This is a genomic window from Amycolatopsis sp. AA4, from assembly GCF_002796545.1.
Taxonomy (GTDB): domain Bacteria; phylum Actinomycetota; class Actinomycetes; order Mycobacteriales; family Pseudonocardiaceae; genus Amycolatopsis.
Window position 1 is genome coordinate 129,985 of the sequence record NZ_CP024895.1, and the last position, 12,087, is coordinate 142,071.

The following is a 12,087-nucleotide window of genomic DNA, read 5'->3' on the forward strand; positions in this document are numbered from 1 at the left end:
TCCATGCGTCACGTGGTGCGCGCCAGCGCGCACCACTCACAGACAGACTTCAACCGCACAGGAGTCCGCAGATGACCCAGCTAGACCCACCGGAGGATGGTCCGCGAGGGGTTGCTACCACGGCTCTCTCCGGTAAGGGCGGCCCTGGAAAATCTTTTCTCACACACCACCTTGCCAGTGAGGCTTCCTCGCAAGGTAAGTCAGTCCTGATGATGGACGCAGATCCCGAAGCCAACTTGACCGCGCGCTTCGTGGAAAACAACCCAGGACTCAAAGACGCTCCTGGCTTGGCTGATGTACTCATTGCAGCTGGAATTCTAAACGGAGATGACCAATTCGACTACGAAGCAGGAGCAGAAAAACTCCGTGAGGTAATCCAGTCTATCGATTGGCCCGGGGTTAAGTTCATACCTGCAGGAAAACAACTTCTAGCTATCAGCCAGGTAACCTTGAATGGCCAGAACTGGCAGTGGCTCATTAGGGAGATTTTTGAAGAAGCTGGCTTGTACGATGAGTTCGATCTTTTAGCACTTGACACCGCCGGGCGACGAGCTGCACTCGTAACGATGGTAATGTACGCATGCGATGTGGCCTTTTCCCCCATCGGAAACACTGCTGACTCCGTTCTTAAGGCGAAGCAAGCCAAGGATCGCGTCTTAGCGATTCAGGGCGTTCATCCCTTGAAGTGGGTGGGCGTCGTGGTCACTGGACTGGACATGCGGGCTGCCGCAAACGTGGACATCCGGGCACAAGCCTTCGAAGAGTTCGGCCTGCTCGACAACGAAGGCAACATTGTAGGACAAGGCGAAGTAGTGCTCGAAATTCCATATCGACCGGCGACTGTTCATGAGGCATACAACAACGGTAAGCGCCTCGAAGAATACAAGGGTCAAGGCGCGCAAGATATGTCGAAGCTTTTTAGAGACTTTCTAAAAGAACACATCTTTGGATCTCGCTCGCAGGTCAGGGAGGTAGAAGCGTGAGCCCGGCAGAGTCTAAAGCGGAGAGGATCAGGCGCGAGCGTCGTGAGCGACGGGGGCAGCCCGCAATTGATCCCGACGCTGATTCAACAATTCTGCCTACTGCACCAAAGCCCGCACACTCCGCTGAGCCCAAGCCCGAGCCCAAGCCGGAACCCAAGCCCGAGCCCAAGCCCGAGCCCAAGCCCGAGCCCAAGCCCGAGCCCAAGCCCGAGCCCAAGCCCGAGCCCAAGCCCGAGCCCAAGCCCGAGCCCAAGCCCGAGCCCAAGCCCGAGCCCAAGCCCGAGCCCAAGCCGGAACCCAAGCCCGAGCCCGCAGAGCAGACGGGCGAACGAGCAGAGAATGTCAACAGCGTTCCCCTGAATCCGTCCTGGGCTCCCACTGCGTTGATCGAGTCTTACAGGGCTGCGCACACGTTCACTGGTACCGAATGGGTCCCAGCGTCGGTCAGTCTTGAGAAGGATGTTAAGAGGCGACTCGAGCGGCGACGAAGCCGCGACTACAAGAAGTATCGGCTCAAGATCGCCGAGACGCACTACATCAACGCTGCATTCAAATCACGGCCGAAATCGCTCGACCAGTTGATCGACCTGACTCGGGAGTACCTGGAGGGACGAGGGCTTCATCCCTACGTGGGCAGGGGCACGACGACGCGCGTTGAGCCTGCGGTGGAGGCTGACATGGAAGATCTCGAAGTAGATCTCCGAGATCATGCTGGCTTCGGAATGTTCGGCAAAGTACAAAGCGCCCTCGTCGCTAGATTGCTTGATGCGCTCGACCAGAGCGACATTACCGATGGCGCACTGGATCTGGATGCTCTTAGTGCCCGCACGTAGCTCAGCACCTAGTCAATGGAGGCGGGCCATCGTGGGCCTCACACTTGATTGATCGGGTAGACCAGACCCATTGCCGTGACGAACGGGGAGAGGAGAGGGTTCGTCACGGCAATGGGCCGCTGGGAGGGATCCCGAATCAGCAGCGCTCTCACCTCATCTGCGGACGTGGAGGGATTCCCCAGCAAGGACGCAGCGCGCGTTTGCCCGTCCCCGACGAACTAGCAGCCCCCATCGTGTCCATCTACAGCAGGGAAACTTGATTGCACTGTCATGCAGCGGGGTCGGCTCGGCCCCGCAATGACACCCGCAAGTTCGCAGACAGGACAGCGGCGAGTTGCCTCGGCCCGATCGGCGTTGGTGGACGGAATAGCCGCTACCTGGGCAAGAAGCTAGCCTCGTTTGGTCGCCGCTCGGTCAAGCTGCTTGATGCGAGTCAGCAACTCAGGCGACTCAGGATCGGCGGCCCCTTCGATCATGACCATCAGCGTGTAGGACTCCACGTCGAGCCGACACCGGGTGGATTGAACTCGTCGACGCCGATCTTGACAGCTACCGTGGCCAGAATACCGACGAACCAGTCAGGCCAGTCGAGAACTTCCCAAAAAGCACGCACGAAGATCCTAGCCAGGTTGCTCGTCAACTCGGCGTCCGCCTGCTCGCGAACGACCATGTCAACCCAGTCGGGGTGGCGAAGTCCGCAGAGCGCCAAGTCACCTCCCAACTGGGTGGACGGCGCAATTCGCTTGGGCTGATCAGCGGGAAATAGCAGTTGGTAAATGAAGTCACGCTGCCACCCGACGTCGAATTCCAGCGAGGCATCATCCGTAACCCACGTTGACAGCAGTACCTCGAACCCTCCGAGCTCTTGTGCTGCCAGCGCAACCGCTCTGGCGATCCAACCTGAAAAATCGTAGGTCGTTTCCCAACTCAAGAGGAGCAGCGAATATGTCTCAACGTCGAGCAGCGGTTCTTCTGAGGCCATTGGGACCCCCCCCGTTACCGTTTTCGTAGTTCCTGATCAAGGAGCTGTGGTCGCCAGGTCCGGCATGACTGTGTCCCCCAGTCGAAGTGATGATCCGGGGGGTGGTGTCACCGGGCCTGGTGGCATCGACCGACCGCTGATAAGGACACGGCCGCCGCTGGGCAGGTCTCCTCGTAACGTGGGTGCCGGCGCTCGATGCTCGACCGGGCGACCACCCGCACCACGGCGAAGGGCATGGTGGATGACCAGCGATATCAGGGTTTTTCTGGGCTTGGACGTGGGCAAGGGTGACCATCACGCGGTGGGGCTGGACCCGGACGGCAAGCGGCTGCACGACGCTCCGCTGCCCAACAGCGAACCGAAACTGCGGGCGTTGTTCGACAAACTCGCCGGCCACGGGCGGCTGCTGGTCGTGGTCGACCAGCCCGCCACCATCGGAGCCCTGCCGGTCGCGATCGCCCGCGCAGCCGGGCACCAGGTGGCCTACCTGCCCGGCCTGGCGATGCGCCGCATCGCCGATCTCTACCCCGGCCGGGCGAAAACCGACGCCCGCGACGCGTTCGCCCGTCGCCGACGCCGCCCGCTCGCTCCCGCACACCCTGCGCCAGGTCGACCTCGGCGACGACGCCCTGGCCGAACTCGACGTGCTGGTCGGGTTCGACGACGACCTCGCCGCCGAAGCGACCCGTCTGTCCAACCGCGTCCGCGGCCTGCTCACCGGCATCCACCCCGCACTCGAACGCGCCATCGGCCCGAAAATCGCTCACCCGGCGGTGCTGGAGATCCTCTCCCGCTGCGGCGGGCCTGCCGGAATCCGCAAAGCCGGACGCCGCAAACTCACCGCGATCGCCGTCGCGCACGCGCCCCGCATGGGCGACAAACTCGTCGCGGCGATCATGGCCGCGCTGGACGAGCAGACCGTCACCGTCCCCGGCACCACAGCCGCCGACACCGTCCTGCCCCGGCTCGCCGACAGCCTGAAAACCGTGCTCCAGCAACGCAAAGCCGTCGCCGGACAAGTCGAGGGGATACTCGATGCGCACCCTCTTGCCGGGGTCCTGACGTCGATGCCCGGCATCGGAGTCAGGACCAGCGCGCGCATCCTGCTCGAGATCGGCGACGCCTCCGGGTTCGCGTCCTCGGCGCATCTCGCGGCCTACGCCGGGATCGCCCCGGTCACCCGAGCTTCCGGCACCAGCATCAAAGGCGAGCACCCCGCCCGCACCGGCAACCGCAAACTCAAACGCGCGTTCTTCCTCGCCGCCTTCGCCGCCCTGTCCGACCCCACCAGCAGGCACTACTACGACAAAAAGAGAGCTGAGGGCAAGAAACACAACGCCGCCCTCATCTGCCTGGCCCGACGACGCTGCGACGTCCTCTACGCCATGCTCCGCAACAACACCCACTACCGACACCCCGAACCCGCGAGCGCCCCTGCAGCGGCTTGACAACCACATAAGGACACCCCCCAGCCCAGCAGGCCGCAAGCCGCGCGGGTGGCGTCGAACGCCGCTTGGTCCCGCGGCTTGGTTCGGTCCGCCGACCAGCAGTCGATCACCCGCGCGGACCCCGTCGGCGAGCCGGGACCCGCACGATCTGCACGGCGGTGCTGCGCCCGGACGAGGTGACCGCGTGACCACTGCACCGCCGCTCGAACCTCAGGCTGGCGGTTCACCGCGGCGGTTCGTGTGCGGGCCACGATCCGCGCGCCGATCTTGTCCGGGCCGTGCTCGGCGCGTGTGAGCAAAGCGTCCAGCGCGCGGGCGATCTCGGTTTTCGGTGGCGTCGCGGCCGGATTCGGTGACCATGCGGCGGGCGTGGCGCCAGGTGAAGTCGGCCGCGCAGCGGCTTCGCGCATCCGTGTGTCGATCGTGAGCAGCCGCTCGTGCGGGATGCGAGAGGCTGACATGCGTAGCGCGTCGGCCCAGCCGGGGCGCATCGGCTCGGGAACGAGCATTTTCGCCAGCAGCAGCGAGGCGTCGACCGCCTTGGTGCCGACGGGTCGCAGCACTGCGGCGCAGATCGTGCGGGTCGCGACGTCGACCGCGATCGTGAGGTCGGCGCGGACCGGGACGCCGTCGGCGGCCAGGACCATGACGTCGATCGGGGTGGAGTCGATCTGGACCTGCTCGCCTGGCCTCGCAGCGGCCGTCGCGGTGAATGCCCCGGTCGGCCGGTTCGCCGTCTGACGACGGGTGACCGCCGATCCGAAGGTGTGTCGGCCGACCGCTAGCCGGTCGATCAGTGCGTAGAACGCCGTCTTGCCCGGTAAGGGGACTGTTCCGGGCCCGTGGCGTTGCTCCAGCATTTTCTCTGCCCGGCGCATCAGTCTCGATCGTGTGCCGGTCGACGCGTCGGTCTCCGCCGCGATCAGTTCACGCAGCACATCGAGCAGGCGAGCGTCGGCCTGCCCAGCGACATCGAACGTCCGCGCAGCACGCTGATCGACCAGTCCCCACAACCCTTGCGCGTTGTAGTTGCCCCGTTTGCGTTCGATGCTGCGGAAGCCGACGCCCAGTTCCGCGGCCTTGGTCCGCTGCCGTTCGGCCAGTGTGGTGGACCGCGGGTCGTAACCGAGGCGCGGCATGGTGCCCGGCGCTGCGTCGTGCGGCAACCCGGTCTCGACTTCGACGAGGTGGTTGCGCCAACGTTCAGCGTCGGCGACGACGTCTGCGGGCAAGGACTCCATAAGTCCGAACGGCTCGACCCGCGGCAAGGCCCTGCCGTCGAGGACTGCGAAGTCCGCAGCGGCCATTAGATGCCCGGCCAGTACCACCTGCTCGCCGCCAGCGTCGGTGCGCAGCCGGACCGACGTGCCCGCCAGCCCGACCACCATGTGCTCGTCGCCGTCGAAGCCGATGCGATCACCGAGGTGAAGCACTGGCCGAGCGTCCGTCATGCGCTCACCTGCCTGGTAGCCGCGGTGGTGACCACCGCATCCGGGGTCAGCTCTCGGGTCAGGTCGGTGTGCAATTGCTGGCACCAGAGCAAGTGGAAAAGCACCGGCAGCACGGAGATCGGGTCGCCGACGGCCTGTGCTCCGTCCATAAGCCCCAGTGGCTTGCCGAACGCCGCGCGCAGCGCAGGCGCGATCTCTGGCAAGTCGTAGCGCGGATGGCGGTAGCCGGCCAGCCACCGGACGTTGGCCAGCAGCGTTCCGGGCGGCGAGCCGACCACGTCGTAGGCCCACCCCATCAACGAGCAGGCGGCGCGGGTTTCGTCGAAAGCGGCCTGGTCACGCGGTTTGATCCGGTCAGCCGGACGAACGTCCAGAACCTTGGCTGACCCGTCGGCCATGCGGGCAAAGTAATCTGGGGCGTGCGAGCGAGGTTTGCCCTGGGCGGTGGTCCAGAACAGCCAGAACGGCTGGGACGCGATCCCCACGACGTCGGCGTCAAAGTCGAGCATGACGAGCGTGTCGCGCTCGACCCAGGACTCGTAACCGACCAGCGTGCCTGTCGTCGCGGTCCACCAGCGACCGTTGTAGTGACGTTGGCCTTTGTATGAAGGGAAATCACGCACCGGCAGGCAGGACTCAAACGGGACGGACCAAGCCTTGGTCAGCGCAAGACGCTGCTCGCCCTCATCGTCGGCGAACGCGACCTCGAACCGCTCGTCGGCAACCAGGGCACCACCAGACACAAGATCCAGCTTCGGCACCGCGGCATCTTCCCGGCCAAGCACCATGCCGTTTGCACCGACCCCCGCCAACTACCCCGAACTCCGCCACCACCCCGCCAACTACCTCCGGAACCCGCCACCTTCGAGCGGACAGGACACAGATCCACATCTCGGATGCGACTGCTACTAGAAGATCTTTTTACAAGAGGACTAATAGGGGCCCGGGAGCATGCGCTCTGACCTGCGTCGATGGCGAGACCGTTCCCCCTCTTATGCGGTTGGTTCCCCCTCCTATGTCAACCGACCTGGGAGAACACCGATCGGTAAGTCCCCCTCTTATGTGTGGAGCATCGTGATCGCGGGCCGGTTGTTCACACTTCAAGGCCGCGTTCCCCCTCTTATGTCGGGATAAGACCGAACGAAGCGCCCGACGTCGGCGACTTGGCGACGGGTCCGGGCGCAAATTCCCCCTCTTATGTCGGGACAAGTCGTGGCACAAGGGTCAGCTAGTGCTCAAGATCGAGTGGTCGACACGTACCGTAGTTGAACATCACACTGCGCGAACGAGTCCTGGGCTGATCCGTCCCCCTCTTATGCCCTCCGGAAGGTGCTGCTCGCGCCGTTCCCCCTCTTATGTCGGGACGCCCGAGCAACGTCGATCTCCGCGTGCCGCCCGAGGTCACACGATTGAGATCCGATCTCCCAGGTCAGCATCGAATCTGATGCTGTTCCCCCTCTTATGTCAGGCATGCGGCGCGCCGCACGGGGGCTCTCGGTATGCGTGACCTGCGGAGTTCCTCGGCGTGCCGCAACCTTCCTCCGTCGCTCAACCCCTAGTCTGTGCGGATGCCAGCGGCCAAGGGGCGTCCCAAGAACGCATCCGTCGAGCGTGCGACCCAGATCGCCGAATTCCGGCAGAGCGGGGGTGGTAAGTCCCTCGTGTTCCAGGCCGCTCCGCTGACCTTGGCGTCGCTGCCGTACCGGCAACCGAAGGCCGGTACCGATGTATGGGTTCGACGTAACGGGGATTTCTGGCTTACCCTCCGCCCTGGGGTGAGCATGAAACCCAACGGCGAACACGGCAGCTACGGTTGGCCTTTTGGCGTGATACCGCGAGCGCTGCTGATGTGGGTTACAGCCGAAGCCCTGCGCACGCAGGACCCCAAGATCGAACTGGGTTCGTCGTTGTCCGACTTCGTGGTGAAGCTTCTGGGCCAACGGGCGACAAGCGGTCCCAACGGGACGCGTACCCGGGTGAAGGAGCAGGCGAACAGGCTCTTCAACGCCGACATCAGCTACCAGTGGATGGGCAACGGCGACCGGATTCAGGCCGGTGTCAACCTGAAAATCGCCAGGGCATGGCGGCTGGATCTCGGCGACGGCGAAATGGGGCAGGAGTCGCTGTTTCCGTCCTACGTCCAGCTCAGCGGCGACTTCTTCGAAGAGATCATCAAAAGCCCCGTGCCGCTGGATCTCGAAGCCGTCCGGCTGCTGGGGTCGGCCGCCGCGATGGACCTCTACGCCTTCATCACCTACAAGGCGTTCGTCCTCAACAAAACCGGAAAGTACTTCCTGCTCACCTGGGACGGGATGGGCGATCAGTTCGGCTACCAATTCCCGAAGACTTCCAAAGGACGGTACAAGCTGAAGGAAAAGGTTCTGCCTGCTTGGGAAAGCGTCCGCCGCGTCTACCCGGAAGCGAATGTCACCGTGACCAATGACGGCTTGCTGCTGGGACCAGGGCCGACGGCGGTACAACCGAGAAAGTCCCGCGGGCGACTGGGATCTGGCGCTACGGCCTGGACCGGGCTACCCGCGAACTGATTCCCGAGGACCACCCACCTGAGCAAATTCATCACCTTGACCGGGCCGTTCGGCGCGAGGGGGCACATCCGGCCGCCGTCGCGGACTGACGCTCGCCGCGCGTTTGTCCGCAGCGCCCCCCCTTGTCGCGCAAGGGGGGGCGCTGAACCCGCCGGGCCGGTCGCGCGGCGTCCTGGCAGCTCCGGTGCGCCGCCTTCGGTCCGGCCGACAGTCCCGTGGGGGAGACCCGCCCGTGCCCAGCTGCGCGACCGGAGCCGGCATCCGCGGCGAGCAGGCGGTCTGGTCTCGTTTCATGCGCTGAGGTGTTCCTGCCGGCCGCTCGGCTCGAGCGCGACGGCGCCCAGTTGGTCGACGAGGAGCTTCACGACGTCGTCGGTCGAGAGCCGCGACGCGGGGAGCAGGCCGTGGCGTTGCGCGGTCAGGCGGCGGGCTTCGGCGAAGTCGGCTCGTCTGCCTGTCCGGGGGAACGGTTCGCGGCGTCCGGATCCCCACAGCTGCAGGCTCCGTTCGCCCGCCGACGGCCGCCGCGCTCGTTTCGGCGCCCGCATCCACTGTTGTTCCTCCCGCCACCAGGCGTAGACGGCTCGGTCGACCGCCGTCCAGCGGGCTTGCTGCGCCCGGTGCCCGTGGGTTCCCAGGCGTTTCGCGGCCGCGGTCAGCTTCGCGACGTTCAGCACGGCCCGCCCCGCTCTGCTGCGTCGGAGGAGGCCGAGCGACGTCATCGTCGCCAGGTGTCGCCGACACGTCCCGACCGTATAACCGCATATACGGCTCAGCTCGAGAGCGTCTCGGGGTTCCAGGAGCGCGGCGGCGATGCGGGCGCAGTGGCGCCCCAAACCTCCGACGTTTCGAGGGGCGAAGGCATCCGCGGCGCGGACGCCGAGCGTCTTCGTGAGGCGGTGGCGGAGATCTTCCCGGACCCCTGACGGGGGGCGGGGTCCTTGTGTCCCACCCTGTTGCTGCTGTTCAGGGGCGGTCGCGGGGGGCAGCAGCTTCCAGGTGGCGGCGCGCGGTCCGTACGCGTCGATCGTGCGGAGGAGGAATCCGTCCTTGCTGAGGCGGTCGAAGGCGCGGGCGGCGGCGGACTTGCTGATGCCCGCCATCGCCGCGGTACGCCGGATGTCGAGGTCGACCTCGACGCTGCAGGCGTTCAGGGCGACGAGGCAGAGTGCGTCCAGGACGCCGCGGTCGGCGGGGCCGGAGGGGCGGGCCCATCGTGCGGGGTCGTCGTCGGCGGCGGACTGGACGGCGGCGACGAGGCTGGCGGTCTCCTCGCCGCGGTTGGCGTCGTCGGCGGCCGCGGCGGGGATGCGGGCGGCGTAGTCGACGCTGCGCCGCCATTGGCGCAGCAGGAGGTTCCGGGCCGCGGCGTCGCCGCGGGGGATGCGGGGTGCTCCGGAGCGCGGGTTCGCCCGGCTGCGGGCGTGTTCGAGCCCCGGTGCGTGATCGAGCAGCGCGTGCACCTCCGGCCACGACCAGCGCGCGAGCGCCAGTCCGACCAGGACGGAGGCGAGCAGCGCGTTGGCCTCGCCGTCGCGGGGGACGGTGTCGAGCGCCGCGCGGGTGCTCGGGGACGGTTCCCTGCGGAGCCCGGCCAGCGCCGGTGCGCCGCCGCGATCGACGACCTGGCGTGCGGCGGGAGAAGGGGCGGCGCGTTCGTCCGGTGTCGTAGTGGTCGCGAGCAGCTGCTCGGTGAGCCGCTCCACGACTCCCGGGTTCGCCGCAGTCAGTACCGCTGTCGCGGTGTCCGGGTCGGCGGGCTGCAGCAGCAGGGAGTGCCCGCCGCCGCGGTGCGGGGAGCCGGGCGCCCGCGCGGCACCGGTGCGCGGGTTGCACAGCATCCCGTGGTCGAGCGTCGGCAGCTCCCGGGCGAGCAGCTTCGCCAGGCGGCGCACGGCCAGCGCGGCGGCGCCGTCCGGGCCGAGCGAGAGCCACACGTGGCGGCCGCCGCCGGGGCCGGACGCGGCGACCGCGTAGCGCGCGCCGACGGTGTCGAGCAGGTCGGCCAGTCGGACGAGATCGGCTGCCACGTCTCCGCGCGCGGCGTCGAGGTCGAAGCACAGCAAGCGGAACTGGCCGCTGTCGTCGGCGAGGTAGAGAGCGTGCGGGCCGGGCGGCGGCGCGTCGGGCCAGGGCTGGTGGTCGTACTGGTGCAGCCACGTCGAGGCAGCGTCGTCCCAGGTGTCGGTGCGCAGCCCGGCGCGCGGGGTGATCGCGGCCGCGAGCCGCCAGTGCGCGGCGGCGTCGATCCGGGGCGTCCGCGCCGGCCGCGGATGACGGCCGGCGGGTTCGGCGGGGGAGGCGGTCATCGCGCGACCGCCCGGTTCGCGGCACGCCGACGGGCGCTCGGGCGGGAGCGGAATCGCTCACGACGCGCGGGCGACACCGGCGCGGGCCGACGCCGAACGGCGTCGCACAACCGCGGAGACAGTGCGGCCGGACCCGACGTCGACATGCGGGACGTGGCGGTGATCTGCCCAACACAGACCGGCTGGCCTGGGGAAACAGGCAGCGTGAAGAAGGCGCGCGGAGACACGAGAGCACGCGAGTGCTGGAAAATGCCTCCGGCACCAGGTACCGTAGGCACGACAAAGCCCTTCTTGCGAGGTCGGGCGAAAAAGTGTGGGCCCCTGGGTGGCACCAGGGGTGTGAGGTGCAACTAGCCGCATTGACTGCCAGGTCGGCGGACAGTTGCTACCAGGCTTCGAGGCGGCATCCCTATCGGGGAGGCCGCCTCGGCTCGTTTAGGACGCCATCTGTTCCTCCTCGGCCAGGCCGATCATGGATAGCAAGGCGAGTTCGAGCTTTTCCATGTCGTCTCTGGTCTTGACGGTGCCGAACGCGAACGCGTAGTCGGCGAGATCTCCCAGGCCCACGGCCTTGAGGCCTGCTTTCACGATGTGTTCGTAGGCCAGCGTGCCCGCCTCGCCGCGCTGCACGGCGGCGACCCTCATCGCCGCGTGCAGGCGGGCGTCGACGCTCGGACGCTCCATGCGGATGCTCAGCCCGAGCGGATGCTGTTTGGCCGTCCTCGGCGAAAGGCCGAGCCTGGCGAACAGGGCGCGTTCGAGCCTGGCCATGTCCTCTTTGGTCACAACGGGGCCGGACTCGAGTGCTTGCTTGGCGACGTTCCCCAGGCCCACGGCCTTGAGGCCTGCTTTCACGATGTGTTCGTAGGCCAGCGTGCCCGCCTCGCCGCGCTGCACGGCGGCGACCCTCATCGCCGCGTGCAGGCGCGCGTCGACGCTCGGACGCTCCATGCGGGTCTTCTGCCCGAATGGCCTCTGTTTGGCTCCGCCAGGCTTCGGCATGGCGGACACTTTTGTACATAAATGAGGCGCGATCAAGGACCGTGGCCTTTCACCGGCGTGTTGCGGCCTGACCACGGCGGCTCGCCCGTGTGGGGGACGTCGGCGCGGCCGTTCCGGGCAGGGGTCTGCGCCGTCGGGCCGTGCCCATGCCGGCTCGCGCCTGACCAGGCGGCCGACCCGGTAGAGCAGGTGCCAGATCTGCGCGCTGCCGGTCACGAGGAACGGGCGGATCGAGCGGGAGCACGCCACGAGTTCGCCGTAGCGGGCGAGGGCCGTCTGCGGGACGGAGCCGCCTTCCAGCCAGGCGGCGGCGAGGTCGGCGGCGGCGGCGAGCAGCTGCCGGTGCGTGCGGCACGCATGCTCCAGGAGCGCGGGGACCACTCGCGGATGGTCGCGAGGGGCCCAGCCGCGGCGGCGGAGGATGCGGGCTTCGCGCTCGACGGCGCGCAACGCGCTGCGCGTTGCCGATCGGCGGTCCCGCTCCTCGTGTGCACGGCCGCCGGGCTCACTCATCCCGGTCTCCGTCGTGCGCG

8 protein-coding genes and 1 pseudogene are annotated in these 12,087 nt (G+C 67.0%); 4 read left to right on the top strand and 5 right to left on the bottom strand.

Translation table 11 applies throughout. From position 1 onward, the window contains the following. Positions 1-71 precede the first annotated feature (71 nt). The gene (locus CU254_RS41520; RefSeq protein ID WP_009086119.1) at positions 72-983 is read left to right on the top strand and encodes a ParA family protein; all 912 of its coding nucleotides are present in this window, start codon (positions 72-74) and stop codon (positions 981-983) included. After that, positions 980-1,816, top strand: a complete 837-nt coding sequence (locus tag CU254_RS44535; RefSeq protein ID WP_009086117.1) for a hypothetical protein — start codon at positions 980-982, stop codon at positions 1,814-1,816. The genes CU254_RS41520 and CU254_RS44535 overlap by 4 nt, the downstream gene beginning before the upstream one ends. A 481-nt stretch (positions 1,817-2,297) precedes the next feature. Here CU254_RS44535 and CU254_RS41530 read toward each other — a convergent pair whose 3' ends face one another. Then, complete coding sequence (locus CU254_RS41530) at positions 2,298-2,798, bottom strand: hypothetical protein (RefSeq protein ID WP_009086116.1); 501 nt, start codon at positions 2,796-2,798, stop codon at positions 2,298-2,300. A gap of 241 nt (positions 2,799-3,039) precedes the next feature. On the opposite strand from CU254_RS41530, the pseudogene CU254_RS41535 reads away from it, so the two are divergent. Further along, positions 3,040-4,246, top strand: a pseudogene (locus tag CU254_RS41535) (IS110 family transposase). On the opposite strand, the gene CU254_RS41540 reads toward CU254_RS41535, so the two are convergent. Beyond that, a complete protein-coding gene (locus CU254_RS41540) occupies positions 4,204-5,631 on the bottom strand; it encodes a hypothetical protein (RefSeq protein ID WP_234392920.1) in 1,428 nt (475 codons plus the stop codon). The pseudogene CU254_RS41535 and the gene CU254_RS41540 sit on opposite strands and share 43 nt — an antisense overlap. 62 nt (positions 5,632-5,693) lie before the next feature. Beyond that, positions 5,694-6,458, bottom strand: coding sequence for a TnsA-like heteromeric transposase endonuclease subunit (locus CU254_RS41545; protein ID WP_009086111.1), 765 nt, complete (start codon positions 6,456-6,458; stop codon positions 5,694-5,696). An 807-nt stretch (positions 6,459-7,265) separates the two neighbouring features. On the opposite strand from CU254_RS41545, the gene CU254_RS41550 reads away from it, so the two are divergent. Beyond that, positions 7,266-8,243: a replication protein RepA gene (locus CU254_RS41550; protein WP_100267202.1), complete on the top strand. Its 978-nt coding sequence runs from the start codon at positions 7,266-7,268 to the stop codon at positions 8,241-8,243. A 290-nt stretch (positions 8,244-8,533) separates the two neighbouring features. Here CU254_RS41550 and CU254_RS41555 read toward each other — a convergent pair whose 3' ends face one another. Beyond that, positions 8,534-10,552, bottom strand: a complete 2,019-nt coding sequence (locus CU254_RS41555) for a hypothetical protein (RefSeq protein WP_009086106.1) — start codon at positions 10,550-10,552, stop codon at positions 8,534-8,536. A gap of 435 nt (positions 10,553-10,987) precedes the next feature. After that, positions 10,988-12,067: a hypothetical protein gene (locus CU254_RS43500; protein ID WP_009086104.1), complete on the bottom strand. Its 1,080-nt coding sequence runs from the start codon at positions 12,065-12,067 to the stop codon at positions 10,988-10,990. Positions 12,068-12,087: the final 20 nt, after the last annotated feature.